This window comes from Streptomyces sp. NPDC059080, assembly GCF_042739975.1.
Taxonomy (GTDB): Bacteria; Actinomycetota; Actinomycetes; order Streptomycetales; family Streptomycetaceae; genus Streptomyces; species Streptomyces benahoarensis.
This window is the reverse complement of the sequence record NZ_JBHYGX010000017.1, coordinates 98160-124951: the sequence shown is the minus strand read 5'-3', so window position 1 is coordinate 124951 and position 26792 is coordinate 98160. Positions and strand designations below refer to the sequence as shown.

At 73.0% G+C, this 26792-nt stretch carries 19 protein-coding genes and 1 tRNA gene; 6 read left to right on the top strand and 14 right to left on the bottom strand.

The window, feature by feature from the left end; translation table 11 throughout:
* Window positions 1-113: 113 nt before the first annotated feature.
* From ACFWWQ_RS16375 to ACFWWQ_RS16365, 3 genes are all read right to left on the bottom strand, one after another.
* Entirely contained in the window at window positions 114-779 is a 666-nt protein-coding gene (locus ACFWWQ_RS16375; RefSeq protein ID WP_384596543.1) for a single-stranded DNA-binding protein, read from the bottom strand.
* Window positions 780-1011: 232 nt separating this feature from the next.
* A complete protein-coding gene (locus ACFWWQ_RS16370; RefSeq protein WP_384596539.1) occupies window positions 1012-3276 on the bottom strand; it encodes a GTPase in 2265 nt (754 codons plus the stop codon).
* The gene (locus ACFWWQ_RS16365) at window positions 3273-5030 is read right to left on the bottom strand and encodes a dynamin family protein (RefSeq protein WP_384596536.1); all 1758 of its coding nucleotides are present in this window, start codon (window positions 5028-5030) and stop codon (window positions 3273-3275) included. The genes ACFWWQ_RS16370 and ACFWWQ_RS16365 overlap by 4 nt, the downstream gene beginning before the upstream one ends.
* Window positions 5031-5332: 302 nt before the next feature.
* On the opposite strand from ACFWWQ_RS16365, the gene ACFWWQ_RS16360 reads away from it, so the two are divergent.
* A tRNA-Arg gene (locus ACFWWQ_RS16360) sits at window positions 5333-5408 on the top strand.
* Between the two features lie 57 nt (window positions 5409-5465).
* Here ACFWWQ_RS16360 and ACFWWQ_RS16355 read toward each other — a convergent pair.
* The gene (locus tag ACFWWQ_RS16355; protein ID WP_384596533.1) at window positions 5466-6200 is read right to left on the bottom strand and encodes a hypothetical protein; all 735 of its coding nucleotides are present in this window, start codon (window positions 6198-6200) and stop codon (window positions 5466-5468) included.
* Here ACFWWQ_RS16355 and ACFWWQ_RS16350 point away from each other — a divergent pair.
* On the top strand, window positions 6147-6509 hold the full coding sequence (locus ACFWWQ_RS16350) for a hypothetical protein (protein ID WP_384596530.1): 363 nt from the start codon (window positions 6147-6149) through the stop codon (window positions 6507-6509). The two genes, ACFWWQ_RS16355 and ACFWWQ_RS16350, sit on opposite strands and share 54 nt — an antisense overlap.
* Before the next feature lie 179 nt (window positions 6510-6688).
* On the opposite strand, the gene ACFWWQ_RS16345 is transcribed toward ACFWWQ_RS16350, so the two are convergent.
* Entirely contained in the window at window positions 6689-8779 is a 2091-nt protein-coding gene (locus tag ACFWWQ_RS16345) for a UvrD-helicase domain-containing protein (RefSeq protein WP_384596527.1), read from the bottom strand.
* Between the two features lie 917 nt (window positions 8780-9696).
* Between ACFWWQ_RS16345 and ACFWWQ_RS16340 the strand changes: the two genes are divergently transcribed.
* Window positions 9697-11082, top strand: coding sequence for a hypothetical protein (locus ACFWWQ_RS16340; RefSeq protein WP_384596524.1), 1386 nt, complete (start codon window positions 9697-9699; stop codon window positions 11080-11082).
* 36 nt (window positions 11083-11118) lie between these two features.
* On the opposite strand, the gene ACFWWQ_RS16335 is transcribed toward ACFWWQ_RS16340, so the two are convergent.
* Window positions 11119-13317 (bottom strand): tetratricopeptide repeat protein, encoded by a 2199-nt coding sequence (locus ACFWWQ_RS16335; protein WP_384596521.1) that lies wholly within the window; start codon window positions 13315-13317, stop codon window positions 11119-11121.
* 468 nt (window positions 13318-13785) lie between these two features.
* Here ACFWWQ_RS16335 and ACFWWQ_RS16330 point away from each other — a divergent pair, with 468 nt between their 5' ends.
* Together ACFWWQ_RS16330 and ACFWWQ_RS16325 are read left to right on the top strand one after the other, a co-directional pair.
* Window positions 13786-14697, top strand: coding sequence for an SAM-dependent methyltransferase (locus ACFWWQ_RS16330; protein ID WP_384596518.1), 912 nt, complete (start codon window positions 13786-13788; stop codon window positions 14695-14697).
* Window position 14698: 1 nt separating this feature from the next.
* A complete protein-coding gene (locus tag ACFWWQ_RS16325) occupies window positions 14699-15844 on the top strand; it encodes a terpene synthase family protein (RefSeq protein WP_384596515.1) in 1146 nt (381 codons plus the stop codon).
* A gap of 132 nt (window positions 15845-15976) precedes the next feature.
* Here the strand turns inward: ACFWWQ_RS16325 and ACFWWQ_RS16320 are convergent, their stop codons facing one another.
* From ACFWWQ_RS16320 to ACFWWQ_RS16295, 6 genes are all read right to left on the bottom strand, one after another.
* The gene (locus tag ACFWWQ_RS16320; RefSeq protein ID WP_384596512.1) at window positions 15977-17377 is read right to left on the bottom strand and encodes a cytochrome P450; all 1401 of its coding nucleotides are present in this window, start codon (window positions 17375-17377) and stop codon (window positions 15977-15979) included.
* Window positions 17378-17402: 25 nt separating this feature from the next.
* Window positions 17403-18026, bottom strand: a complete 624-nt coding sequence (locus ACFWWQ_RS16315; RefSeq protein WP_384596508.1) for an ATP/GTP-binding protein — start codon at window positions 18024-18026, stop codon at window positions 17403-17405.
* On the bottom strand, window positions 18007-18369 hold the full coding sequence (locus tag ACFWWQ_RS16310) for a DUF742 domain-containing protein (RefSeq protein ID WP_384596505.1): 363 nt from the start codon (window positions 18367-18369) through the stop codon (window positions 18007-18009). The genes ACFWWQ_RS16315 and ACFWWQ_RS16310 overlap by 20 nt, the downstream gene beginning before the upstream one ends.
* A gap of 64 nt (window positions 18370-18433) precedes the next feature.
* On the bottom strand, window positions 18434-18841 hold the full coding sequence (locus ACFWWQ_RS16305; RefSeq protein WP_030284070.1) for a roadblock/LC7 domain-containing protein: 408 nt from the start codon (window positions 18839-18841) through the stop codon (window positions 18434-18436).
* A 2-nt stretch (window positions 18842-18843) separates the two neighbouring features.
* A complete protein-coding gene (locus tag ACFWWQ_RS16300; RefSeq protein WP_384596552.1) occupies window positions 18844-20481 on the bottom strand; it encodes a sensor histidine kinase in 1638 nt (545 codons plus the stop codon).
* Between the two features lie 218 nt (window positions 20482-20699).
* Entirely contained in the window at window positions 20700-22061 is a 1362-nt protein-coding gene (locus tag ACFWWQ_RS16295; RefSeq protein ID WP_384596502.1) for an FAD-dependent monooxygenase, read from the bottom strand.
* 155 nt (window positions 22062-22216) lie between these two features.
* Between ACFWWQ_RS16295 and ACFWWQ_RS16290 the strand changes: the two genes are divergently transcribed.
* Window positions 22217-22972 (top strand): TetR/AcrR family transcriptional regulator, encoded by a 756-nt coding sequence (locus tag ACFWWQ_RS16290; RefSeq protein WP_384596499.1) that lies wholly within the window; start codon window positions 22217-22219, stop codon window positions 22970-22972.
* A gap of 51 nt (window positions 22973-23023) precedes the next feature.
* Here ACFWWQ_RS16290 and ACFWWQ_RS16285 read toward each other — a convergent pair whose 3' ends face one another.
* Together ACFWWQ_RS16285 and ACFWWQ_RS16280 are read right to left on the bottom strand one after the other, a co-directional pair.
* A complete protein-coding gene (locus ACFWWQ_RS16285; protein WP_384596496.1) occupies window positions 23024-24106 on the bottom strand; it encodes a rod shape-determining protein in 1083 nt (360 codons plus the stop codon).
* A gap of 281 nt (window positions 24107-24387) precedes the next feature.
* Window positions 24388-26502, bottom strand: coding sequence for an FUSC family protein (locus tag ACFWWQ_RS16280; protein ID WP_384596493.1), 2115 nt, complete (start codon window positions 26500-26502; stop codon window positions 24388-24390).
* Window positions 26503-26792: the final 290 nt, after the last annotated feature.

Sequence of the window (26792 nt, the reverse complement as noted above, 5' to 3'; positions counted from 1 at the left end):
CCCACCGGGGGCGCACGCGCCCAATCGCGGCAGCACCCGCCCCCCGCCCCCCACCCCGCCCCCCCCCCCCGGGGGGGGTGGGGGCCCGCCCCCCCCCCGGAGACACTCCCCGCCTACGCCATCACCCCCACCGCAACGCCCTCCGTCGCCTCCCTCCCCCCGGCGCCCTCTGCCGCGCTCGCCGCTCCAGCCGCTCTCGCCGCAGCCTCATCCGCGCCCCCCGCAGCGGCTTCGGCCTCGCCACCGCTCCCCCCTCCGCCCGCCCCCGGCACCGGTGACGGCGACAGCGACGGCGACGGCGGCGACGACGACGCCTTCCCCCCTGCACCTCCCCCTGTCGACCAATCCGGGCCCAACTCCCCGCTCTTTCCACCGCTTTCACCCGCTTGCGGCTCGATCTGCGCCCGGGGTGACGCCCGGCGGAACGCCGCGGTCCCCCGGGTGAGGTCATGGCCGATCGCGACGGCCTCGACCTCCGCCGCGAGCCACCGCTGCCCGCCGCGGTCCGCGGACTGCTCGCCCTCCCGTACACGCAACCGCCCCTGCACCATCAGCGGTTCGCCCACCGTCACGGACGCCGCGACGTGGTCGGCGAGCGCGCGCCACGCCTTGACGGTGAAGAAACTGGTGTCCCCGTCCGTCCACCGCTCGCGTGCCCGGTCCCACCGCCGGGGCGTGGCCGCCAGCCGGAATCTCGCCACCGGTACGCCCGTTGCCGTCTGCCGGTGCTCCACCGCGGTGGCCGCGTTCCCCACCAGCGTGACCATCGTGTCGTTCATCGCTCCCCCTCATCAGGCCGCCGTCACCCGACGCCCTCGCCTCTGCTTCCGCTCCTCGCCCACGTCCGTTCCGTGCGGACCAGCGCTGTCGCCGTGGACAGTTCTCATGCTGCGCGCATCCGCCAACCGCCGCTCGCGCCTGTGGGCGACGAATCGCCCTGTGCACAACTCGGCCACTCGAAGGGGGAATTCACCCACTCACCCCGGCGGAGCAAACGCCCCCGGCCCCGCCTCAGCCCCCCGAAGCCACCGCGAACTGCTCCCGAACCTCCTGGTACCGCAGCAGTTCCGCCGCGACCGGTTCAAGGACGTGGGACCTGCCGTAATGGGCCGCCGCGTCACGCAGGCGGCGTTCCGTCTCCTGGCCGTGGCGGCGTGCCGGGGCGCGGGCCGCGGCCGCGCAGGCCCAGGTCAGCGTGGGTGCGCCCAGCACGCCGAGGGCCGTCACGGCCAGCGCCGCCGGCCACCCGGTCACGTCCGCGGGCCCCGTGAGCGTCACCAGCAGCCACACCGTGCCGATGATCTGCAGGACGCACATCAGCCCCTGGAGCGTGGCGGTCACCGTCCACCACCTCGGCCGGTCGGGGCCGGGCCGCAGTGCCGCCTCGGCTTCGGCGGCGACCGTGTCCAGCGCCGCGGGCAGCCCTTCGGCGCCCCGCCCGGCGGCGTCGCGTACGGCGTGGGCCCACGGCGCGGGCAGTCCGCGGGACGCCTCGCCGACCAGGTTCCGTACCGCCTGTTCGATGACGGGGCGGGCCGCGGCGCGGTCGTCGGTGATGCGGGGGACGTCGCCGCTGGGGCGGGTGCGCCGGTGGTGGAGGCGGGTCCAGGGGGTGGCGCAGGCGCGTTCGGCGTGGCGAAGCCAGTCGTGTTCGGCGGTGCGGCCGGTCGCCGCGGCGCCGACGGATTCGGCGAGCCGTTCATCGAAGGTGCGGCGGGCCTGTGCGGTGAGCGTCACCCGGCCCTGCGCGGTGTAGACGGGGCGGAGGCGGGCGGCGGCGGCGTCGACGTCGGCGGCGAGGCGGCGGTCGGCGGCGTCGTGATCGGCGACGAACCGGGCGAGGGCGTCGCGGAGGTCGCCGACGCCGGTGCCGGTGGCGGCGGAGAGGGCGAGGACGGTGGCGCCCGGTTCGCCGTGTTCGCCGAGCGCCATCCCGTCGTCGTCGAGGAGTCGTCGCAGGTCGTCGACGACCTGGTCGGCGGCGTCGCCGGGCAGGCGGTCGATCTGGTTGAGGACGACGAAGGTGACCTCGGCGTATCCGGCGAGGGGGCGGAGATAGCGCTCGTGCAGGACCGCGTCGGCGTATTTCTCGGGGTCGACGACCCAGATGACGGCGTCGACGAGGCCGAGGAGCCGGTCGACCTGTTCGCGGTGGCCGGTCTGTGCGGAGTCGTGGTCGGGCAGGTCGAGGAGGACGAGTCCGTCGAGCCCGGTGGCGTCGCGGGCGGGGGTGTGGCGGCGGTGCGGGGGGACGCCGAGCCGGTGGAGGAGACCGTCGGCGCCGGGGCTGCCGCCGGTCCAGACGCAGGCGACGGGTTCGCCGGTGGTGGGCCGTTGGGCGCCGGCCCGGGAGCGGGGTGCGCCGGCCAGGGCGTTGAAGAGGGAGGATTTGCCGCTTCCGGTGGCGCCGGCGATGGCGACGACGGTGTGCCGGTCGGAGAGCCGGTGGCGTTCGTCGGCGGCGTCGAGGACCTGCCCGGCATCGTCGAGCGTCGCGCCGTCCAGGCGGGTGCGGGAGAGGACGATCAGTTGGCGGAGGGCATCCAGGCGGGCCCGTAGGGCGTCGCCGAGATCGTGGCGTCCGGCGTCGGGGATCCGTGGGAAGCCACCGCTGTCGGGGATCCGTGGGAAGCCACCGCTGTCGGGGAGTGGCCAGCCGTAGGGGGCGTCTTTGTGGGGGGCGTGCCCGGGGGCGGGGATGTTGCGGGGTGCGGGTCCGGCCGGTACCGCCGCGTCCGTTCCCCGTGCGGCGGGTGCGTCGGCGGGGCTCTCCCCGTCCCCTTGCGGGCCGGTGCGGCGGCCTTCGCCCTCCGGGGTGCGGGGGCCGTTTCTGGTGGTCCAGAGGGTGGGCAGCCGTCGGCGTCGGCGGGGTGTTCCGTCGGGGCGACGGGCGGTGTCACGTGGTGTGGCGGGGGCCCGGCGGGCGATGAGGCCGTCGTCCCAGACGGCGGCGCGGGTGACGAGGCGGCCGCCGGTGCAGACCACGGTGCCCGCCGCCCATGCCCGGTGGCCCCCCGGACGGTCGGTGTCGCGCTCGGAAGGGGCGGGGCCGGGTGCGGGCGGCACCGCGTCCGCACCCGGGGGCGGGGCCACGTCCGGTTCCGGCTCGTCGTGCGCGTGTCCCCGGGGCGGGGTGGCGTCGACGCGTTCGCCGCAGGTCCGGCAGGCGCGGCACATGCGGGTGCGGCCGCATGCCCCGCACGGGTCGGGCGGCGCGGGCGCCGGGTCCGGGGCGGTGCCGTCGGGGGTGTCATCGGGTCCGCTCGCCCCGTTCATCCGGTCACCTTCTCCCTCTGCAGTACGGACAGTGCGGCGATGAGTTCGGCCTGCTGGTCGGGGGGGACGGTGAGCCGTTCGAGGGGGGCGAGGCGGCGTTGGCGTTCGGCGGTGAGGGCGCGGTCCAGGTAGGTGGTCAGGAGGCGGGTGCCCCGGTCGTGGAGGCGGAGGGTGCTCTGGGCGCCGAGGAGGGTGGCGAGGCGTTCGGCGGCGGCGCGGGCGCGGTCGCCGCCGAGGAGCGCGGTGGCCAGCAGGGCGGTGGGTTCGTCGGGGGTGACGGAGCCGGGCCGTCGGGCGGCCCGGCCGCCCCGGGCCTCGCGGATCTCCTCTTCGGTGAGTTCTTCCAGGCAGCGGCGCCAGCGGCGGACTGCGACGCCGAGGCGGTCGGGTGCGCCGGTGGCACCGGCGACGGCGGTCGGTGCGATGTCGGCGGCGGCCGGGTCGCGGCGCCAGGCGTCGGCGGTGCGTTCGCCGGCCCGTTCGACGGCGCAGGCGAGGAGGGCGGTGAGGCCGTGGGTGAGGGCGTCGAGGAGGTCGTCGGGGCGGCCACCGAGGGCGTGGTCGCGCCAGTGGGCGCGGGCGTCACCGGACAGCACTTCGCCTGCGGTGATCTCGCGCCGTACGCGGGTGGCGGCTTCCGCGTACGCCTCCTCGACGCGGGCGGCGAGGCGGAGGGCGGCGGCGTGCTGGGCGGCGGCGGCCCCGGCGAGCGCGGGGAGGCGGCTGCGGAGAGAGGCGATGACCCCGGCGGTGGTGCGGTCCGCGGCGGCGGTGCGGGCGGGCGGGTCCTGGGCGTGGCGGGCGAGCCAGTCGCGGAGGGCGGCGACGGCGGTGGCGGGCAGGAGTCCGGTGCCGCCACCCGCGGATTCGGGGAGTTCGGGGATGGTGAAGCGGGGGACGTGGCCGAGTCCGGCGCGTTGGAGGAGAGCGGCGTAGCGGGCGGAGATGTCCGCGGCGATCTGGTGGGGCACCCGGTCGAGGACGGTGACGAGGGTGACGTCGTACTCCTTGGCGGTGCGGAGGAGGTGCCAGGGCACGGCGTCCGCGTAGCGGGCGGCGGTGGTGACGAGGACCCAGATGTCGGCGGCGCAGATGAGTTCGGCGGCGAGTTCGCGGTTGCGGGCGACGAGGGAGTCGATGTCGGGGGCGTCGAGGAGGGCGAGTCCGGCGGGGAGGGCGGGGTCGGTTTCGATGCGGAGGGTGGGGACGGGCGGTTCGTCGCGGGTGGGGTGCGGTGCGTCGTGTGCGGCGGCGTGGCTCTCGGGGCGCTCGCCGGTGCCGTACGTTCCGCTTGTCCCGTAGGTGGGGTACGGGGGTGTGGTGCGGGTGGGGCTGCGGCGGGGTTCGCGGGTGGCGGGGCCGGGGCCGTCCTGTTCGGGGACCCAGAGGCGGGCCAGGTGGGGCAGGACGCGGCGGCCGGCGAACCAGTGGAGGTCGTCGGGGTGGCAGACGAGGACGGGGGTGCGGGTGGTGGGGCGCAGGACGCCGGCTTCGGAGACGCGTCGGCCCACGAGGGAGTTGACGAGGGTCGATTTTCCGGCGCCGGTGGAGCCGCCGATGACGGCGAGGAGCGGGGCGTGGGGTGCGCGCAGCCGCGGCATGACGTAGTCGTCGAGCTGGGCGAGCAGCTCGTCCCTGCTGCGCCGGGCGCGGGCGGCGCCTCTCAGGGGCAGCGGGAAACGTGCGGCGTCGACGCGGTCGCGCAGTACGGACAGGGCGTCGATGAGTCGGGGTTGTACGTCCAAGGTCGCCACATGTGCAGAATGCCCAATTTGATTTGGTTTTTGAAGCGTATACACCTGTGTGCGTGCCATAAAAACTGCCACAGAACGGTATGAGCGGCGCGTGAGACGATCGAGGCGAGCGGCTCGCAGGCATAACGACTGCACAACAGCCGCTGCCGGAGTGGCCAAAACCGGTGCAGGATTCGTACCCGCCTGCGATTATCGGGACCACTTCACGGAATCTCCACAACGTGCCACGGAGGTGAAGCAACCGGGACGAGGCACCCGGACCTCTATCCTTGTCCGCGGTCCGTGATCCACGTCCACCACCGGCCCCCGTAGCTCAGCGGATAGAGCAGGTGCCTTCTAAGCACTTGGCCGCAGGTTCGAGTCCTGCCGGGGGCGCCACCGCCCGTACGGCGTCCAGCCCTCCCTTGTGGAGGGCTTTTTGCTGGTCGGGGCTGTTCAGCGGGGCCGGTGCGGCGGCTTCGGCGGGGTGGGAGTGGCTGCCGGGACAACGTGGGAGTCCGGCTGACGCCGGTTGTGGACGGCTCCCGGTGGCTGTCCTTCCCGAATCTTTCCGAATGAACATCGCCAAGTTCGAGACCGGTTCCAGCTACGCCGGCCCCCTTTCCCGGCTCTCGCCCCACTGGCACGGTCACCAGCGACCCGGTTTCCCCTGGTTGCCGTTTCAGGGACGGACGGCCCGACAGCAGCCCTCCGGCGCGGTCGGGCCGTCACCGCTCCCCGCTCCCCGCTCCCCGCTCCGAGAGGCGCCGGCTCACCCGACGAGCGCCGCCAACGCCTCCTCCGTCGCCCGATCGTCGGGAAGACAGGCCAGCAGGTGGTGGCCCGGTGGTCCACGGCAGCGAGCTTGACGTACCGCAGCCGCAGATCCCCGGCCACCGGGTGCCGGAAATGGCGTACGGCGGGATGGAACGCCGAGGTCTCCCGGCGGCCGCACCAGCGGGCCGCGTCCGGGTCGGTCAGCAGCTCCTCCGTGATCTCCCCGTACCTGCCGTCCTCCGGATGCAGGGCCGCCTTCGCCCGGAACTGGCCGAGCAGACTCCGCGCCTCCGGCTCCCAACGGGCCAGCAGCGCACGGACCGGCGGCCGCGGAACACGAGCCACAGCACATTGCGCTGCTTGATCGCCGCCTACCTGGTCGTCGCGCTGCTGCGCGGCGGGGTACAGGCGCATGCCCGGGCCGTCGTTGACGACACGGCTCTGCCGTGGTGGCTGGACGGCACGGGCTCTTACGGGCTGGCCGCCCCGATCCTCGCGACCCGCCTGCTCCCGCCCACCGCGCCGAGGGCCACCCCGCACCCCGGCGCGCTTCCGGCGTCGGCCCTGGTCCTCGCCGCGGCCGGCGCGCTGCTGGGCGGCTCCCGGGAAGACGCCCTCGCGCGCCCGTTGGTGTTCGCTGCGGCGGCGTTCCTGTGCGCGGTGCTGATCTGGTCCACTGCCAGGAAACACCTCGCCGGGCCGGCACCGCTCCTTCAGCGGTGACGCGCCCGAGCGTGCAGTGAGGCCGGGGCCGGGGCACGGAGGTCAGCGCCTCATCGCCGCGCCCCCATCAGGCGCCTTCTCAGCACTCGGCCGCAGGTTCACGTCCTGCCGGAACGCCGACGTGGAGCCAGCCGGTCAGGCAGGTATGCCGAGGTCACACGGCGAGCAGATCGCTGCCTCTACGGGGCCGTGCCGCCTAGCCACAGCACGTCACGGGCCCGGGTCATCGCCACGAACAGCTGGCTGCGCAGCAGCTCCTCCCGTTCGCGTGCCGATTCGGTCGCCTCTGTCACTCCGGGGTCGGCGCTCGGTGACCCGTTCGGCAGGGCCGCATCGTGCTGCGGCAGATACACCCGTTTGAACTCCAGCCCTTTGGCCCTGAGATAGGTGCCCAGTTTGACCGCGTCAACGGGATGGCCGTCGTAGTGCTCCAGCGGGCAAACCGGGACCTCCGCACGGGTGAGAAGCCGCTGGTAGTGGCCGACGGCCCGCGTGGAGGGGCACAGTACGGCGGCGTCGGCACGCGCGCCGTCGGGCAGTGCGCGCAGGGCGTCCAGGAACGCCTGGTCGTGTTCGGTCACGGTCGGCTTCACGACACGGACCACCTGGCCGTCGTGGTAGGTGAGGTCCACGTCCCGGATGCCGGGTGTGCGCAGGCCGTCGATGTCGTCGAAGGCATCGTCGGCGACGACCGCGAGGGCCGCGTCGAGGATCTGTTTGCTGTTGCGGTAGTTGGTACGCAGCACCTGCCCGCGGTCGCCACGGATGTCGATACCGGCGTCGGAGAGCCGGAACCCGCCCGGGTAGACGGACTGCTGGCCGTCGCCGACCAGGAGCAGCCCGTTGGGGGAATCGCCGACCAGGGCATGCAGCAGGCGCACCCCGACGAGGGTGAGGTCCTGGACCTCATCGACGATCACGGCCGCGTAGCGCAACCCGTCCGTGCACCGTGTCGCCTCCGCCAGGGCGAGGGAGAGGACATCGTTGAAGTCGTGCACGCCACGCTCGGCGCGCAGGGATTCGTACGCCTCGTACAGCGCCCATACCGCCTGGCGGTGCGGTTGTCGCAGGATCGTCCTGCGGCGGCGCCGGGGCACGGTCGCGTACTCCTCGAAGTCGGTGATGCCCCGGCCCTTGATGACGTGGTCGATCTCCTCGCGCCAGTAGCGCGGCGCCGGATCGATCTCCGCCAGCCTGCTGTCACGACCGACGTGCTTCCAGGCGAGGCTGAAGGCGGTCTCGGCCTTGTCCCCGTGCAGCCGGACCTGCACCCCGCGCTGCTGCAGGAACTCCTGCGCCCACGAGTGCAGGCTGCGGAAATCCACCCGGTCCGCGACGGCCGGGGACATGGTCCGGAAGAAGGTGCTCTGCACCCGGGGCAGGTTGTTGGCGAACGTGACGTAGAGGATGCGGCCGCTGGTGCGCCTGGCGAGGTGGGCCGCGCGATGGAGGCCGACGACCGTCTTGCCCGTGCCCGCGGGACCGCTGATACGTGCCGGGCCCGACCAGTTGCGGCGCACCAGAGCGACCTGGTCGGGGTGGAGGAATGTCATCCACTGCTCGATCGGAGCCTGCAACGCCTCCTCCAGCACCGCGTCCCGCAGACCGTTGAGGTCGAACAGTCCGTCGGCTTCGGGCTGTTGAGGGAGCGCGGTGGGAGGTAACGCCGTCTGTCCGACCGCCGACCCCTCGTAATCGGGGAAGACGCGCTCCAGATGGTCGGCGATCGCGCGGACGGATTCCCTCCGCAGCCTGCAGCGCTCGGACAGGAGCGCCGGGCCGACCTCATGCTCGCCCAGAAGCCGGATCCTGCCGAGCGTGGCGTCGACCCGCCGGCCCGCGAAGACCATGAGCGGCTGGACCGCCACCGGAGACAGCCCGAGCGACGCGACCGCACCCTCGGCGGCCTTCGTCACCGCCAGGAGCTTGGCCGCGTGCTCATCGCGTGGCTCGCCACCGGCGTGGAGCCTGCCTCCCGAGACCTCCGGAGCGGACCGCCAGTTCTTGACGTCGAGCACGAAGACACCGCCGGGCCCCACCAGCAGCATGTCCACGTTGGCGGTACGCGTCCCCGGCCACCGCCGGTCCACGAGCAGCCGCCACCCGCGCTCCGTGAGCACCAACAGCTGAGCGGCAACGAGACGTTCGCCCTCACTTGCCGCTTCCCACTGACGCGCCTGCCGACGGGCCGCCTGCCACTGCTCACGTAACAGCCGCTCCTGCCGCCGCGCCTCCTGCGCCCGCCTCGACGCCGACCCGCCTGCCCCCATACCCAGCCTCCTCCTACGCGGACTGGCGATCATAGGGCGATCAGCGACCGGGCGGCAGGTACATCGTCCGACAACCGGGGGCGCCGGCGCCCGGAGTTCAGCCGCCGCCCGCACGGGACGGGCCCCTGCCGCCCAGGCGGCGGCCGGGCGGACGCCTGCGGGTGGAGGTCGACGCCAACTCCCTCTAGAGCAACTCCCTCTAGAGGAGGCCGCAGCACCCCTGCCTCTCCGGCTGCCGGCCCCCGGAACACACGCGTCCGCAGCCATCACTCCGCCACACCCCACAAGGTGACGGGCGATGAGATCATGACCACGTGCGCCGCCCCGGCCGCCAGCTGTCGATCACGGCAGGCGGGTCCGGCCGGCGGCGCGAGCCGGTGCCCCCTGCGGGCGGGCGTCAGTGGCAGTCGAAGCAACGGAGGGGGACCCCGTGGGCGAAGGGGCCGGGGCATGGATACGGGTGCCCATGGGCGCCGAGGCGGGCCGGTGGGACACCCGGGGGTCGGCGCAGCGGGTGTTGCTCGTGGTGCACAACGTGACCTCCGCGACCCGGCTGCTCGATGTCCTGCCGCTACTCCGCGACTGGCGCGTCCAGCTGCTGGCCACCTGCACCGGTTCGTCCCCCTTCCAGGCCGGGGTGCCGGAGCTGCTGGCCGAGGTCGGGGTGCCCGTACTCCCATGGGCGCAGGCACTGCGGACGCGGGTGGACCTCGCCGTCTCCGCCAGCTTCGGCGGTCAACTCCAGGCAATTTGCGGCAAGTTGGCCGTTTTGTCGCACGGTGTTGGGTACAATAAAACGCTGGCGACGCCGGACGCCGGACGCCGGACGCCGGACGCCGGACGCCGGACGCCGGACGCCGGACGCCGGACGCCGGACGCCGGACGCCGGACGCCGGACGCCGGACCCGGTATTCGGGATGTCGGATGCGTGGCTGCTCGTCGACGGGGAGCCGATCGCGGACGCCATGGTGCTCTCCCATCCCGAACAGCTCGCGCGGCTGCGGACCGCGTGCCCGCCCGCCGCGCACACCGCCGTCCTCGCCGGAGACCCTTGCTTCGACCGGATGCTGGACGCCCGTCCCTACCGCGACCGCTTCCGCCGGGCCCTCGGACTCCGGGACGGGCAACGGCTCGTCGTCCTCAACTCGACCTGGAACCCCGCCTCGCTCTTCGGTGACGGCGGCGACGACCTGCTGCCCTCCCTCCTCCCGCGGCTGACCGGCGAGCTCCCCGCCGACGACTACCGCCTCGCCGCCGTCCTCCACCCCAACATCTGGCACGGCCACGGCCCGGGCCAGGTACGGGCCTGGCTGGAGCGGGCGCGCCGCGGTGGCCTGGCGCTCCTCGATCCGCTGACCGACTGGCGTCAGGCCCTCCTCGCCGCCGACCTCGTCATCGGCGACCACGGCTCGGTCACCTACTACGCCGCCGCGCTCGGCACCCCCGTCCTCCTCGGAGCCGCGCCGCTCGACGGCCTCGACCCCGCCTCGCCCGTCGCGGACTTCGTCCGCACCGCGCCCCGACTCGACCCGCTCCGACCCCTGCGACCGCAGCTGGAATCCGCAATCAGCGACCATCGCCCGCACCCCGGACCGGCCGAACTCACCACCTCCGTCCCCGGAAAATCCGCCGCCCTCCTGCGCACCCTCTTCTACGACCTCATCGGCATCCCCGAGCCCGGTACCCCCGCTCTCCTCGACCCGCTGCCGCTGCCCGACCACACACCCCCGCGGCACACCACCTCACTGCGCGTCCTGACCCGCCTCCTCGGCCCGCACGAAGTGGAGCTACGCCGCTACGCGGAGCCGTCGTACGAACCGGAGGAGCCCGAGGACCTGCCAGAGGGCCCGGCGCGTACCGCCCGAGGTGGCCGTCCGGGAGACGGAGAACCCGTCCGGGCGCACACGGCTGCGCACGAGGACACCGCGGACAGGGAGGCGGTGGCTGCGGCGGACGTGATCTTCCGCCACGGCCCGGCCGACGATCCGCGACTGGGCCCGCCCGCGGCGTGGTGCGCCGAGGTGCTGGCCCGCCGCCCGCAGTGCGCTCTCGCCGTCTACGTCAGCGCTCCCGGCACCTGCACCATCCACACCCGTACCGGTGTCACGCTCACCCTCACCGTCGACGCCTCGGCGGCCGACCCCGCCGCGCACGCCTCGGCGCTGTTCGCCTGCCTGTCCGCGGGCACGGCGCCGCGGAGCCTGATCGCGAACGGGCTGACGGTGCGGACCGCCCGGGCCCGCCACCGGGTGACGGTCGCCCCGGCCAACCCTGCGGAGGACGGCACCGGGACCGCCGGGTGACCGCGGTGGAGCGGCCGCCCGACCGTACCGCCGTCCCTACTCCGCGTCCCGCTCGACGGCCTCACGCAGCTCCCGCAGGCGTATCAGGTGGAACCCCGCGCCGCCCTCTTCCAGCAGCCCGGCGGCCTCCTCGAAGTGGGCCAGCGCCTCCCGCGGATGCCCGGCCTCGTTGCGTGTCTCCGCGAGGTCGGTGAGGGTGCGGGCGGTGTTGTACGCGTCCTCGACGCGGAAGAACTCCAGGGCCTGCTCCAGCCATCGCGTGGCCTCGTCGCAACGGCCCAGGCCACGCAGGGCCCGGCCCCGGTGGCGGCGCAGAAGAGCGCGGGCGCGGGGGACGCTGCCGCTGCCCTCGCCGCCCTCCGGGAGGGTGACGAGGACGGCGTCGGCCTCCTCGAAGAGGTCCAGCGCCTCGGCGTACCGCCACTGCCGCAGCCGCAACAGGCCCAGGGTCTCCGCCGCGGTGGCCTGCCCGAGACGGTGACCGGCCAGCCGCGACGCCCGGGCCGCGTGCCGCAGCTCCTCCTCGGCCTCGGCGAAATGCTCGGCGCCCAGCTCCGTCAGGGCCAGCGCGAGTTGGGTGTGCATCCGGGCCCGCACCCGAACCTGCGCACCGGGCACCTCGGCCGCCGGGGACGGGTCGCCCTCCGGGGCCAGGGCGCGGGCGGCACGGACGCCCGCCCGTAGCGCCGACAGGACCTCCTCGTGGCGCCCGGCCTTGAGCTGCACCGCCCACAGGGCCTCGCACAGCTGCCAGACGCTGTGGTGATCGCCGTACTCCTCCGCCGCCAGCACGGCCGCCACCAGCGTCGGGAGTTCGCCGTCCAGGGTCGCCAGCGCCGCCCGGTCGTCGGCGTACGGGCCCTGCGGCAGCAGGTCGTAGAGGGGGCCGAGATGCCAGCGTTGCGGCAGGGCGGCGCGGTCGGCGGGCACCGCCAGGCGCAGCGCCCACGTCACCACGCGGGCGACGGCGGCGGAACAGCCCGCGGGCCGGTCCTCCTGCGCGGCGAGCGCTTCCGCGTGCTGCCTGACGAGAGGGCGCTGGTGGTGGCGCACGCCGTCCCGCGTCTCCAGGAGCCCGCGCGCGACCAGCTCGTCCAGGAGGCGTTCGGCTTCGGTCTCGGTGATCTCCGCGGTGGCCGCCGCCTGTGCGGGGCCGATGGCGGGCCAGGGGCGCAGCGCCAGCAGGCGGTGGAGCCGGGCGGCGTCCGCGGGGAGCGCGCGGTAGGCGTCGTCGGCGGCGGCGCGCACCGGATCAGGGTCGGCCGCGGCGGGCTCCCGGACCGGCGGAGTGGCCCCGTCCGCACCGTCCGGCGCGGGGTCCTGCGGCAGAGCCAGGGAGGTGGCGGCGGTCCGCAGGGCGTACGGGGAGCCGCCGCACCGGTCGAGGACGCCCTGGAGCACGGCCTCGTCGTCGCCGCGCCACCGCAGTCCGGTGAGGTTGCCGAGGAGGGTCCGCGCGTCCTTGGCGGAGAGCGGCCCGACCGGGACGGGCACGGCGTCGAGTCCGGCCAGCGGGCGGCGCGCGACGACGATGGTGAAGACGCCGGGAGCGCTGGTCAACAGGGGGCCGACCTGCGCGGCGGACCGGGCGTGGTCGAGGACGACGAGCAGCCTGCGATCCGCGACGAGGGTGCGGTAGAGGTCGATGCGGTCCTCGGCCGCGGGCGGTACGTCCGCGTCGGCGACGCCCAGTTTGCGCAGGAAGTGGCGGAGCGCCGCGGGGGCGTCGAGACCTCCGGCGGCGCCGCCGCGCAGGTCGAGGTAGAGCTGGCCGTCCGGGAAGCGGTGCGCGTTGCGGCTTCCCCAGTGGACGGGCACGGCGCTGGTGCCGATGCCGCCGGGCCCGTACACGACGGCGACGCGAGGCAGGCCGTCGGCCTTGCGTCCGGCTTCCTTGTCGAGCTGTCTGAGGGGCTGGCGGCGGTCGGTGAAGAAGCGTGCGGTGGTGGGGAGCTGGCGCGGAACGGCCGTCGCGCTCGCGCGGGCGGGGGCGGTGCGGAAGAGGACGCCGAGGGCGCGGGCGTACTCGGGGTCGCGCGCGGCGCCGTCGGCCAGCGCCGCGGCCAACTCGCCGCGCTCGTCGGCGCCGACCGGCGCGGGCACCTCGCGTCCCGCCATCCGGCGGGCGAGCGCACCGAGCGATTCCCAGCCACGTTTGCCCGCTTCTGTCGCCATGGACATCGCCTTGGTGGACAGCAGGGACGAAACCGCCCCCATCGACGTGGGATCCAGCATGCCGTCACTCCCCCTGTAGGCCGCCCCGTACCGCTGCCGGGTGGCCGTGCCGATCCGTTCTCCGCCCGTGGTCAACCGTAGTGGTGGAATCGCCGGACGCCGTGCTCCTCCCGCACATCCTGCCGGGAGGGGCGTGGGCCGGGAACTCCCTCCGGCCGAGACCTCATCCCAGGCGTGCGCCGCTCACACCTCTCGCGGCTGACCCCTCGTCCACTCTCCCTCCATGCAGGCATCCTGACGCTGTATCGAATAGACGAACGGCGCGTTGACGGCATTCCCCATGCCCAGAAGTGTTTATTTTTGGCCTGTTTGCATATGACTCTGATCACGTAGAGTCCGTATCCGGATTGCGAACGATCACTCTCGGGCAGACCCGTGAAGGCCCGGACTGTCTGGTTCCGGCCCACCCCCAACCGGGGCGCCGGATGTTACCGGCGCACCGGACTGTCTGCCCATCGGAGTTGAAATATGGACAACAACCTCGTCATTGACGCGGCGGTCCCCGGCCAGTCCGGGTTCGACGAGAAGCAAGTCCCCCTCTACTACACCCGCAAGACCACCGACATCCTGCACAAATACGGCCCCGGACCGCGCGTCCACTTCCATATGGGGATATTTGACGAGGGAGCGCGGCCCAACACCACGGTCGCGCAGCGCGTCCTCCGGCGCCGCATCGTCGAATCGCAGGAGGCCGTACTCGACCACGCCGCCGAACTCTGGGACGTACCGCGCAACCCGCCCGGCCATCTCCTCGACATCGGCTGCGGCGTCGGCGGCGGTTCGATCTACTGGGCGCAGAAGTACGGCGCGCAGGTCACCGGCATCACCGTCACCGGGGAACACATACCGGTCATCGCCGACCTCGCCCGTCAGGCCGACGTCGGCGACCGGATCACGCCGGTCCTCGGCGACATCCACGACCTGACCGACGAGAACCGCTACGACGGCGCCGTGGCCATCGAGAGCTCCGGCTACATGGACCGCGAGCGACTGTTCTCCGTCGTGGCCAAGGCCCTCAAGCCCGGCGGCTGGTTCGGCATCCAGGAACACTTCCTGTGCCGCCCGGAGTGGACCGATTTCATCGACGCCTATTACAAGACCCGCCTGGGCACCCTCACCGAGTACATCAACGCCGCCCGCGCGGCCGGTCTGGAGCTGGAGCAGGACGAGGACATCACCGACCGCGTCGCGGAGTTCTGGATGCAGTCGATGGCCTGGAGCACCGCGGAGGTGGAGACGATGGACCGTACGGGCGTGCCCTCGCCCATCGCCCGCGACCGGCTGCTGGATTCGGAGCGTACCCACGGCAAGCTGTTCCGCATCTGGCGCGACCACGCGGTCGAGACCCGGCTGCTGCTCTTCCGCCTGGGAGGCAACTGACATGAGCGTCACCTCCGACACCCGCACCACCCCGGGCGGCGACCGGTCCCGCCCGTCCCCCATCGGCTGGCAACTCCCGCCGTTCTACTGCCCGATCACGCTCACCGGTGGCATCCACCCGCGCCACGCGGAACTGGAACAGCGCGCCCTGGACTGGCTCGACGACTACGGCCTCTACCCCGATGCCACCGAACGCGCGTGGGGACTGGCCACCCACAGTGCGAAGTTCAGCTGCCGGATCATTCCGTGCGGCCAGCCGGAACCCCTGCTCATGTTCGTGCTGTGGAACTACTGGGCCTACACGATCGACGACTGGCTCGACTCCGGCAGCGACGCCACCGCCACCGCCAAGATCGTCGACACCAGTGTCCGGCTGATCCGCGCCCTGGAGTACCCGGGATCGTCGATGGCGAGGCCCGGTCCGGTGGCCGATGCCCTGCACGATCTGGTGGCCCGGACCCGGGACATGCTCAGTCCCTGGCAGTTGCGACGGTTCATCGACGCCATGCGGGACTGGCTGTTCGCCTCTGCCTGGCAGATGACCAACGTCGAACGCCGCATCATGCCGACCCTCAACGACTTTGCCGGCATGACCGTTTCGATCAACGGCACCCGCTTCTCGCTCACCTGGTGCGAGGTCGCGAACGGCATCGACCTGCCGCCCGACGTTCTCTGCTCACCGGCGGTGCAGGCCGTCACCGACGCCGCGGGCTTCATCGTCTCCACGGACAACGACCTGTTCTCCTACGCCAAGGAAGACCACCTGGAGCTGCCCGAACAGAACCTCATCAATGTCATCGCCCATGAACGGGGCTGCACCCCGAAGGAGGCACTGGCCGAGGCCGTCGGTCTGCGCGACCGGACGATGACGCTGTTCATCCGGCTCAGCGAACAGCTCGCCGCCCAGGGCGACCCGGAACTGCGACGCTATCTGGTGGCGCTCGGCCACTACATCGCCGGCTGCATCGCCTGGCAGAACAGCGCCCCGCGCTTCGCCAGTCCCCGCAACCGCAACCCGTTGCCGGTGCCGGGCTCGTCGTTCGGCATCACCTACCGGGACACGCCCAGCGACCCCTCGACGGACGCACCGGCACTCCCGGCGATCGCCTGGTGGTGGGACCAGCTGACGTCCCCCGACGCTCCCTGAGCGTGGTGTCCCGCCCCCACCGGGACGCCCCCACCACAACCGCGGAACGGCGGCACGCACGCACCGCCGTTCCCTTTCAGCTTCCCTGCCCGCGACGCATTCCGTACGCCTGCGGGCCCGGGACCGTGCAGCTCAGTGACCGCTGAACCAGCGACGCCACCAGGTGTGGGAGCGGCGCTCCGCCGCCGACATGGGCACCGCGACCCGCGGCCGCGGACCGGTCGCCTCGGGCAGCGGCTCCGAACGACGCGGCGCCGGCAGCTCGGAGCTGGTCTGCTCCGGCATGCTCGGCTTTGGCGTGAACCTCACCGGAAGCTCGACCAGATGACGTGACATCAGCGACGAGCGGTACGGCAGGTCGTGATCCGCCACCGCCAGCTGCAGATCGGGCAGCCGGGCGAGCAGGGTGTCGATACCGGTGTCGGCGATGGCCCGGCCCACATCCTGACCGGGGCATTCATGCGGGCCGCCGCTGAACGCGAGGTGCGAGCGGTTGCCGTGCACCGGCTCCGTGAGGTCGGGGCGGATCTCCGGATCGACGTTGCCCGCCGCCAGGCCCAGGATCAGCATGTCGCCCTCCTTGACGCGCTGACCGCCCAACTCCGTGTCGCCGGTGGCCCACCGTCCGAGGATGGTGGTGAACGGCGGCTCATCCCACAGCACCTGCTCCAGCGCGTCCGGCAGGGTCATGTGACCGCCCGAGAGGCTGGCGCGGAAACGGCGGTCGGTGAGGACCATCCGCACCGTGTTGGCGATGAGGTTGGCGGTCGTCTCGAACGCGGCGATCAGCACGACGCGAAGATGCTCTGCAGCTTCGTCGTCGGTGAGCGCGGAGCGGTGCTCCAGCAGCCAGGTGGTGAAGTCGTGGCCGGGGGTGGCACGTTTGCGCCCCACGAGCTGCTGCAGCGCCTGCATGACGAACTCGTTGCTGGCGACAGCGGTTTCGGTACCCTTGAGCATGTCGCGGGCGGCCTCGACCAGCCGGGGGCCGTACGACTCGGGCATACCCAGCAGCTGCGTCATCACCAGCATCGGCAGATGCTCGGCGAACCGGCTGACCAGGTCGGCCTGGCCGGCGCCGGCAAACTCGTCGATCAGCTGGTTGGCGAAGCGGGTCACGTACCGGCGGATGCCCCGCCGGTCGAAGCGGCCGATGGAGTCGGTAACCGCGGCCCGCAGCCGCTCGTGGTCGGCACCGTCAGCGAAGTTGCACACCGGCTGCCAGGCGGTGAGAGGGGCGAGCGGGTGTTCCAGGCCGACGCGGCCCTCCCGCATGTCGCGCCAGCGGCGCGAGTCACGCGAGAAGCGGGACGGGGTGCGCGCCACGTCCAGGTTCTCGCGGTGCCCCAGCACCAGCCAGGCGGGGAGGTCGCCCTGCACCAGCACCGGCGCGACCTGGCCGTGTTCGGCACGCAGCTTCTCGTACAGCCCCATCGGGTCGGCCTCGGCCTCCGGACCGTACAGCCGACGCAGACCCTCCGGGCCGACGCCGTGGGCCGGGCAGCCCGGGGGCGGAGTGGGGGAAGTGCTCACAGTGGCTCCTTGGCTCCTCGTCGGCTCACGCCACGGCGAGGGAATGCAGATACCGCATCAACGTCATCAGTACGTCGCGGCTTGACGGGCGCAGCCGGGCGTCGCAATCGACTATCGGCACATTGGCCGGCAGGTCGAGGGCGGCGCGGACCTCCTCGACCGGGTGTGGCGGTGCGTCCGGGAAGGAGTTGATGGCGACGACGAAGGGGACGCCGCGCTCCTCCAGCCGCCCGATGACGTCGAAGCTGACCTCCAGCCGACGGGTGTCGATCAGCACGACGGCGCCGAGGGCACCGTCGAACAGGCCGTTCCACAGGAACCAGAAGCGCTGCTGTCCGGGGGTTCCGAAGAGATAGAGGACGAGTTCGTCGTTGAGACTGATCCGGCCGAAGTCCATGGCCACGGTGGTGGAGGTCTTGCGTTCCACACCGATGGTGTCGTCGACGCCGACACCGGCCTGGGTCATCGTCTCCTCGGTCGTCAGCGGACGGATCTCGCTGACGGAACCGACGAGCGTGGTCTTGCCGACGCCGAACCCACCGACGATCACGACCTTGACCGCTGCCGCCGCGGTATCCGGCAGTTCGTCCTCGGTCCGTGGGCCCTCGGCAGGGTGCTCGACAAGCGTCTCAGAGCTTTTGAAGTCCATGGATCACCGCCTCAATAAGGGCACGGTCGGGAAGTTGAGCGGGGGGTACGGGTGCCCGTGCGACGACGCGGCTGTCTGTCAGCAGGTCACCGAGCAGGACGGTGAGCACGCTGACTGGCAGGCGCATGTAGGCGGAGAGCTCCGCCACGGACAGCGGGGAGTGGCACAGCCGCATGATCGTGGCGTGCTCGGGCTGCATGCCCGGTTTGGGGGCGTTCTTGGACACGATCAGCGTGACCAGGTCGAGGGAGGCCGACTTTCCGGAGGATCCGCTGCGCCCCCCGGTGATCACATAAAGCCTCTCCGGGTTCTCGTCCTCCCAGCCCTCGTCCGCATCGCTCACTCCGGAGACCCTCTTCCCCCTCGGCGGGGACGCCGCATGTCCTCAACACGTTCGACGACCTCGCTCATACGACCTGTCCGTTGTGGCGCGGTGGGCTGCTCAGGTGCTCGCCGATGCGGGCCACGAGGTCCCGCATCCGCGCACCGATCAAGCCGGCGTCCACGTCTTCATCGGCCAGCACCGCGAGGTAGGCCCCGGCGCCTGCTGCCATCAGGTAGAAGAACCCACCGTCCAGTTCGATCACGACCATACGCATCCGGCCGTCGCTGCGGGGGAACTCCGAGGAAACCGCACCGGCCAGGCTCTGCAGCCCCGCGCAGGCGGCCGCCAGCCGGTCCGCGGTGTCGGTGTCGGTGCCGTGCTGGGCCATCCGCAGGCCGTCCGACGACAGCACGATGACGTGACGGGTCTGCGGCACGCTCTCCGCGAGGTCCTTGAGCATCCAGTCCATGTTGGGCCGGTGCTGAATCATGGCTACTCACTCTTTTCCGACGACTCGTCACTCTCACGGGCTGCACCGGCCTCACCGGAGGCACCGGTGGGCGCGGGTGTCTGGCTCTCGCCGGACAGGCCGCTCTGGAACGCCGCCAGCCACATACCGGGCTGCACCGGTGGCGCTTTGGCCGGGGCGGGGGCGGGGGCGGGGGCGGGGGCGGGGGCGGGAACAGCGGGGGCCGGCGCCGGGGTAGGGGCTGGGGCGGCCGGCGGAGCCATGGGGGCGGTCGGCCGGGCCTTGCGCCGTCGCTGCGGAAGTCCGGTGACGGTCCGCTCCGTCACCACGGGGATGTCGTCCATGGTGTCGCCCGGATATCCGCCGTTGACCGGCGCGGGGGCGGCAGGCGCCATCGCCGCGGGGGCGGCCGCGGCAGCGGGAGCGGGACGGGAGATCCCGGCGGGACGCTCCGTGCGGGCGGCCAGCGGGCCCGAGGACGCGCCGATGCCGTGGGCCCGGCCGGTGGCGGGGGCGGTGGTGATCAGGTCCTGCGGGACGATCAGCACGGCGCGGACACCGCCGTAGGCGGAGGTACGCAGCGATACCTGGAAGTTGTAGACCTGCGCGAGGCGGCCGACGACGGCGAGGCCGAGGCGCGGGGTCTCGCCGAGGTCGTTGACGTCGATGCCCTTCTGGGCCTGCTCCAGCATCCGCTCGGCGCGCATTCGCGCCTCCTCGCTCATGCTGACGCCGCCGTCCTCGATCTCCACGGCGATGCCGGACTGCACCTCGACGGCGGTCAGGTGCACCCGGGTCTGGGGCGGGGAGTAGCGGGTGGCGTTGTCCAGCAGCTCGGCGAGGGCGTGGATGAGCGGTTCGACGGCCGGGCCGACGACGGCGACCTCGGAGACCGAGTGCAGTTCGACGCGCTGGTAGTCGAGGATCCGGGACATGGCGCCACGGAGCACGCTGTAGAGCGGAACCGCGCGGCTCCACTGGCGGCCGGGGCGGGCGCCACCGAGCACGGCGATGGAGTCGGCGAGGCGTCCGATCAGGGCGGTGCCGTGGTCCAGCTGGAGCAGGTCGCCGAAGACCTCGGGGACATGGCCGTGGCGGTCCTCCATCTCGCGGAGTTCCTGGGCCTGCTGGTGGACGATCGCCTGGACGCGCCGGGCGATGTTCACGAACGCGCGCTGGGCGGCGTCACGGAGGTCTTCCTCCGCGACGACGGCTTCCATGACGGACCGCAGAACGGCCTGGTGGGCGCCATGGAACTCGGGGGTGAGCTCCGCCTCCTTGGCGTGCTTGGCGAGCCGCCCCCCCATGGCGTTGAAGACGTCTTCGGGGAATTCACCACGGCTGAGCCGGTTGACCATCTCGGGCAGCAGGTCCTTGGCCAGGCGGATGGTCTCCGACTCCTGGCGGGACATGGCTGTGCGGTACTCACGGTCGCGCTGCCGCAGCCCGGCGATCACCTTGGCCCGTCGAGCCAGCTCAGCCGTGACCAGTGCGACCGCCACAGTGGCGATCACCCCGACCCAGGCGACCGGTGTACTCGCCTGGGAGGGGACCGTCACCGCGGCGACGACTCCGGCCACGGCCGTCACCGCGGCTGGCACGGCCCATGCGAGAACCGAGACGGGACGTGACCCCCCGGGCGACGATCCTTCTCGAACCATCTGCACCCTCAAAACCCTCAAACATTGAAAGATCGGGACGACTTGCCGAATCCGCGACACAACGGACAGTGCCGTCACGGTGGTTACCGTGCAACACTTCCAAGGGGGCGGCGGACCGGAAGTAGCATAACCGGGTTTGATCGCAGGCTGACGCCAGGTCACTACGCCCCGAACAAGCGGAAACCGAACTTCCCCTTCATATTCGACACTCCGTCAGTTCACTTCCGAATACGGGCGAGTCGTGTCATCGGACAGGCTTCCGGCAGTCCGGCGGAGTAGTCCGGCAGTGCAATCCCCTCGGAAACCTCCCACCCCTCATCGAGCATCGCGGCACATGCCTCTGGCGTGTTCAACAGAGCGTGGCGGGCGTCGATCGCCTGCTGGGTGCGGGGTGCCAGGAACTCTCCGACCTGACGTCCGCCCTCCTGACACCGGGTGGCGTAGGGCCGCATCCGCTGTTCGTAGCGGGCGAAGGCGAGACGGTGGTCACCTCGGGCGGCGGAGAGTTCACCCGCGAGGACGTAGGCCCCCACGAGAGCGGCGCCGGTCCCCATGCCACCGAGGGTGGCGCCGTGGGCGGCGTCGCCGAGCAGGACGGTGCGGCCGGTGGACCAAGTGGGCACGTCCACACGGCTGATGGCGTCGAAGTAGATCCCGGTGGCGTACGGCAGGGTGGCCAGCACATCGACGGCGCGCCCTTTACACCCTTCGTACGCCGCGGCGATAAGCCGTATCTGCGCCCGGGGGTCCCGCCGGTCATGAGGCAGACGGGGCCCGGCGAAGACACAGAACGCCTCGCCCGCGTACGCGGTTTCGGCCGCGCGGTGCGGCAGACGGCCCACGCTGACGGTCCGGCCGGGCTCGGAGTAGGCGCCGGGGTGTGCGGTGAGGCCGGGCGGGGTGCCGGGTGGCAGGTCCCAGGCCGCGATGTGGTGACCGAGGTGGCGGACGAACCGCTCCTCGGGGCCGAAAGCGAGGCGGCGGACCGTGGAGTGCACGCCATCTGCGCCGACGACGAGATCGACGTGGCGGGGCGCGGCGCGTTCGAAGGTGACGCGCACGCCGTCCGGGGTTTCCGTGAGAGAGGTGAGGGAGTCGCCGAAGAGGTATTCGGTGGCGGCGGGGCGACACGATCCGGGGGCCGTCGCATCCGCTCCGCCCCCGGGTGGGCATACCGGGCGTACCGGTGGCGCGTCCGCGTGCAGGCTGCGGTCGTGGAGGAGTCGGGAGAGGCGGGAGCGGAGGATTTCCAGGCCGCCGCCGGCGAAGGCGGCGGGCACGGTGGCGAGCGGGGCGCCCTGGGGGTCGGTGAAGGCGAGGGGGTGGCCGCCGGTGGCGTGGGCGCGGACCTCGTCGAGCAGGCCCATGCGCTCCAGGACCGCCCGATGGACCTCACCGCGGAAGTCCACGGCGAAGCCGCCGTCGCGCAGGGCGGGTGCCACCTCCACCACCGTCGGGCGGAAGCCGTGGTGCGCCAGCCAGTAGGCCAGCGCGGGACCCGCCACGCTCGCGCCCGAGATCAGCACGGCCGGGCCGGGACCTCCGCGCCCCGCCGCCCCTTCGTTCCGTACCACCGTCATGACCTTCTCCCCCTTTGATTCCGTGTCACCCCGTACGCCGTCATGGCCGCGCGCGGTGGCGGCCGCCGGCCCGCACGGCCGGAGGCGTCATCACAGAAAACTGTATCCGTCGGACACAGATCTGTATACCTGATACACAGTTTTAGGATGCGGAGGTGACTGGAGACGGGAAGCACGGTGTGTTCGAGGGGCGGACGGGGAGTGTGGCGCTGCTGTGGGGTGAGCGGGAGCGGCCCAGCCGGGGGCCCAAACCGGCGCTGAGCCCGGAACGGATCGCGCGTACGGCGATCGGTCTCGCCGACGCCGGAGGGCTGACGGCCGTCTCCATGCAGCGGATCGCGGGCGAGCTGAACTTCACCAAGATGTCGCTGTACCGGTATGTCCCGGGCAAGACCGAACTGGTGGCGTTGATGATCGACACCGCCATGGGTGCCCCGCCCGACGCACCCGAGGGAGCAGACGGGGCCTGGCGGCCCGCGCTCCGCGCCTGGGCCGCCGCGCTGTCCGCCGTCTTCCACCGTCACCCCTGGCTGCTGGAGGCGGCCGTCGGCGCGCGGGTCATGGGGCCGCACGAGCTGAGCTGGGCGGAGCGCGCCGTCTCCGCGCTGACGGACACCGGCCTGACCGGAGGCGAACAGCTCGACGCGGTGGTGTTGCTGACCGGTCATGTGCGGGGCATCGCCCAGGTCGCGGCCGCCATGGGCGCCGGCTCCGAGCGGGCGTCGGCGCCGGAAGAGGTCCTGAGCGCCGCGCTGAACGAACTGCTCGTCGGCCGCTCGGACCGCTTCCCGGCGCTGACCTCGGCCCTCGCGTCCGGCGCCACCGGCCGCGCGAACCAGGCACTGGAATTCGGGCTGGAGCGGATCCTCGACGGCCTCGAAGCGCTGATCGGCCGGCGGGCGGCCCGCTGAGCGCCCCGGGCGCCTCCGCCTGACACCCGGGGCCGTCCGCACCGCGACGCGCTACAGGCGGCGCACCGCTCGCCGGGGCGGCTCCTTGGCGTCGGACAGCAGGCCCTTCAGCGTGGCGAATTCGTCGACGCACTTCGCGGTGCCGTTGACGACGCAGTCCAGTGGCTGGTCGGCGACGGTCACCGGCACCCCCAGCTCCTGGCACAGCCGCTGGTCGAGGCCGCGCAGCAGGGCGCCGCCGCCGGTCAGAGCGATGCCGCGTTCGACGATGTCCCCGGACAGCTCCGGCGGGCACTCGTCCAGGGTGCGGTGGACCGCGCGGACGATCGCGTCGACCGGCTCGGCGAGCGCCTGGCGGATCTCCTCCTCGGTGACCTCCTGGACGCGCGGCAGTCCGCCGACGTGGTCGCGGCCGCGGACGGTGTACGTGGTGGGGCGCTCCGGGGTGCCGTCCTCGTCCTCGGCGACCGGGCTCCAGGCCGCCGAACCGATCGCGATCTTGATGTCCTCGGCGGTGCGCTCCCCGATGGCCAGCGCGTGCTTCTTCTTGACGTAGGCGATGATCGCGGCATCCAGGGCATCCCCGGCGACGCGTACGGACTGGGCGGTGACAAGGCCGCCCAGGGAGAGGACCGCGACCTCGGTGGTGCCGCCGCCGATGTCGACGACCATGCAGCCGACCGGCTCGGCGACCGGTAGTCCGGCGCCGATCGCGGCGGCCATGGGCTCCTCGATGAGGTGCACCTCGCGGGCGCCCGCGCCGCGCGCGGAGTCGATGACGGCGCGCCGCTCGACCCCGGTGATCCCGGACGGGACGCAGATGACCACACGCGGCTTGGAGAAGCGGCGGGTGGGCAGCGCCTTCTTCATCAGGGCGCGCAGCATCTGTTCGGCGGCGTGGAAGTCGGCGATGACGCCCTCGCGGAGGGGCCGCAGGGCGGTGATGCCGGACGGGGTGCGGCCGATGGTGCGCTTGGCCTCGGTGCCGACGGCGATGACGTCACCCGCGGCGTTGACGGCGACGACGGACGGTTCGTTGAGCACCACCCCCTTGCCGCGCGCGTGGACCAGGGTGTTGGCGGTGCCGAGGTCGATGCCTATGTCGTACGTACCGGACGAGGTGCTGGGCGCCATGGGGAGTTCGTTCGCTCTTTCTCAACTGGATGACAGGCCCCGGCTGAGCGGGGTCCTCGGACATCGCGGCCCAGGCGGCACCAAGGGAGTACCAATGGCGTCAATTACGGGCATTTATCAAGAGTACTGGGGTCGCGGATTGGTTCCTGCGGTGGGGAAACGGGCGGACCGCCGAAGGGGTTCCGGATGGGTCCGCACCCGAGGAGGGCCGGTTTCCGTACCGCTCCCGGGGGCGGGCCGGTTCCGGGTGCGCACCGGGGGAGCCGCCCCGGGCCCGCCGGTCACCGGCTGCTGCTGCCCAGCCTGCCCCGGGCGGCGCGATTGCGGCCGCCGGGGCCGCGGGAGAGGGCGTGGGCGAGGTCGTCGAGGGCGTCGAGGAGGAGGTCGGCGCCGCGCAGGGCGACGCCCTGGCTCTCGTCCTCCGCGTCCCACCGCTCCCACACGGCATGCAGTTCGCTCCAGTCCAGCTCCTCGCGGTCCACCACGGCCTGGGTGGTGCGCTCCAAAGATTCGCGCAGCTCGTAGGCGAACGCGGTGGCGCCGACCGACGGTTCGGCGTCCTTCTTGGGGAGGTGGGCCTCCAGGATCATCGCGACCCGGCCCATGGTGGCGAGCGCGGTGGTCGCCGCCGCGGCCGAGGACCGCGACAGCCCCCGGTGGCGTACCGGCTCCTTCTCGGCGCGCTCCTCGCTCTCCTCCCAGGCGACGCGGGCGGCGCGGGAGTCCAGCAGGGCGTCGCGGACCTGGCGGGGGCGGCGTTCGGCGGGGCGGGCGTGCAGTTCGAAGACGGCGAGCGCGTAACGGCCGTTGGCCTCCAGCCATTCGGCGAGGCGGCGGCGGAGCCGGGGCGTCTCCCAGGTCGGGAAGAGGGCGTAGGCGGCCATGGCGAGGAGGCCGCCGATGAGGGTGAGGACGAGGCGCTCCAGGACGGTCTGCTCCCAGCCGGCGCCCGCGATGCCGAGGAGGAAGACGACGTACGCGGCGACGCAGGCGGAGGTGACCGAGACGCCGGTGTGCATGAGCAGGTACATCAACAGGACGCAGCAGAGGGCGAGCGCCGCGGCGACATGGGCTCCGGGGTGGAAGAGCGCCATCAGGGCGCCGCCGACGGTGACGCCCACGAGGGTGCCGCAGAACCGGGCGACGCCCCGGGCGTAGGTCTGGCCGAAGTCGGGGCGCATCACCATGACGGAGGCGAGCGGCACCCAGTAGCCGTGGCCGAACGGCAGCGCGGTGCCCAGGAGGTAGCCGACCGCGGCGACCACGCTGATCCGTACGGCGTGCCGCAGGATGCGGGAGGACCAGCGCAGTTCGCGGTGGAGGGAGCGCAGCGCGCCCGGGATCAGCCGGGGCACGCTGGGGCGCAACAGATGGCCGCGTTCCCCCTCGGTGGCGGGGCGGGTGGACTCCACGGGCTCGTCGGTGCTCTCGACGGCGTCGGCGAGGAGGGCGATCAGACGGTACGCGGAGCGGCGGGCGGCGCCCTTGAGCACCGGTCCGGACGGCGGGACCTCCAGGGTGGCCATCGCCTCCGGGGGCAGCCGTACGGGGCGGTCGTGGCGGATGGCGTGGGCGACGGCGTCCAGGACGGTGGCGGCGGCGCCCAGCAGATCGCGGGTGCGGTCGCGTTCGGGCCCTTCCAGGGGCGCGCCGACCACGGGGTCGGCGAGGGAGGCGAGGACCGGCCGGATCTGTTCGGCGATGCCGCGGGGGCCGTGGAGCTGGACGGGGCGCCGCTTGGCCTGACGTGGCGTCACCGCGGAGGCGAGCCGGGCGTCCATCAGGGGCTGCGGGTCGAACGGGGCGACGGGGTCATGGCGCAGCCGCCGGGCGTAGTCGGCCTCGGCGGCGAGGGCGTCCGCGAGAGCGTCGCGCTGGACGCCCCAGGGGCGCACCGGGAAGACGACGATCAGCGTGGCCTGGATGAGGCCGCCGAAGGCGATCAGCGCGGCGTGTTCGAGGGCGCCGAGCACGGAGGTCGGCAGGGTGACGGTGACCAGCATGATCGAGACGGTCTGGGTGCCGACGACGCCGGAGATCGGCCCGATCGCCCAGGCCAGCCCGGCGAGGAAGGTCCATCCGGCGAGCAGGAGGAGGAAGGCGAGGAGGTGGGAGGCGGCGAGGTAGCCGAGGAAGGTGGAGAGGGCGAGGCCCCCGGCGACGGCGAGCGCGAGGACGGGGCGCGGGCGCCAGCTCCGTTGGAAGGTGACGGTGCCCGCGGCGAAGGCGCCGAAGGCGGAGGAGACGGCGAGCGTCGGATTGCCGCGCCACAGGCAGAGTCCGATGACGAGGGCGACGCCGACGGTGCCGCGCACCGCGATGAGGGGGGTGAGCTCGGCCCGCTCGATGGTCAGCCCGGAGCGGGCGGTCTTCTTCAGCGCGCGCGACCAGGTCATACCAAGAGAATACGGGGCACAATGCCGCGGTTCGGGCCGGGCGGTACCGGCGCCTCACGTGGCGCCGGGGGCGTACGGGAGCGGTGCCGGTGGGGCGTGGGCGGGGCTCGCGCCCGGGACGCGGGCAGGGCGTGGCCGGGACGCGGGCAGGGCGTGGCCGAGGGCTCGGGCAGGGCGTGGCCGAGGGCTCGGGCAGGGCGTGGCCGAGGGCTCGGGCAGGGCGTGGCCGAGGGCTCGGGCAGGGCGTGGCCGGGGCGCGTTCCGTTCCGTCGCGCGCCGTGCGGTGCCGC

Bases quoted from the DNA above. Each gene is read 5' to 3' on its own strand.
- ACFWWQ_RS16305 (WP_030284070.1), bottom strand. From the start codon at position 18,841: ATGATTCAGCACCGGCCCAACATGGACTGGATGCTCAAGGACCTCGCG.
- ACFWWQ_RS16370 (WP_384596539.1), bottom strand. From the start codon at position 3,276: ATGAACGGGGCGAGCGGACCCGATGACACCCCCGACGGCACCGCCCCG.
- ACFWWQ_RS16315 (WP_384596508.1), bottom strand. From the start codon at position 18,026: ATGGACTTCAAAAGCTCTGAGACGCTTGTCGAGCACCCTGCCGAGGGC.
- ACFWWQ_RS16295 (WP_384596502.1), bottom strand. From the start codon at position 22,061: ATGACGGTGGTACGGAACGAAGGGGCGGCGGGGCGCGGAGGTCCCGGC.
- ACFWWQ_RS16300 (WP_384596552.1), bottom strand. From the start codon at position 20,481: ATGGTTCGAGAAGGATCGTCGCCCGGGGGGTCACGTCCCGTCTCGGTT.
- ACFWWQ_RS16375 (WP_384596543.1), bottom strand. From the start codon at position 779: ATGAACGACACGATGGTCACGCTGGTGGGGAACGCGGCCACCGCGGTG.
- ACFWWQ_RS16345 (WP_384596527.1), bottom strand. From the start codon at position 8,779: ATGGGGGCAGGCGGGTCGGCGTCGAGGCGGGCGCAGGAGGCGCGGCGG.
- ACFWWQ_RS16280 (WP_384596493.1), bottom strand. From the start codon at position 26,502: ATGACCTGGTCGCGCGCGCTGAAGAAGACCGCCCGCTCCGGGCTGACC.
- ACFWWQ_RS16335 (WP_384596521.1), bottom strand. From the start codon at position 13,317: ATGCTGGATCCCACGTCGATGGGGGCGGTTTCGTCCCTGCTGTCCACC.
- ACFWWQ_RS16325 (WP_384596515.1), top strand. From the start codon at position 14,699: ATGAGCGTCACCTCCGACACCCGCACCACCCCGGGCGGCGACCGGTCC.
- ACFWWQ_RS16285 (WP_384596496.1), bottom strand. From the start codon at position 24,106: ATGGCGCCCAGCACCTCGTCCGGTACGTACGACATAGGCATCGACCTC.
- ACFWWQ_RS16355 (WP_384596533.1), bottom strand. From the start codon at position 6,200: ATGCGCCTGTACCCCGCCGCGCAGCAGCGCGACGACCAGGTAGGCGGC.
- ACFWWQ_RS16340 (WP_384596524.1), top strand. From the start codon at position 9,697: ATGTCGGATGCGTGGCTGCTCGTCGACGGGGAGCCGATCGCGGACGCC.
- ACFWWQ_RS16330 (WP_384596518.1), top strand. From the start codon at position 13,786: ATGGACAACAACCTCGTCATTGACGCGGCGGTCCCCGGCCAGTCCGGG.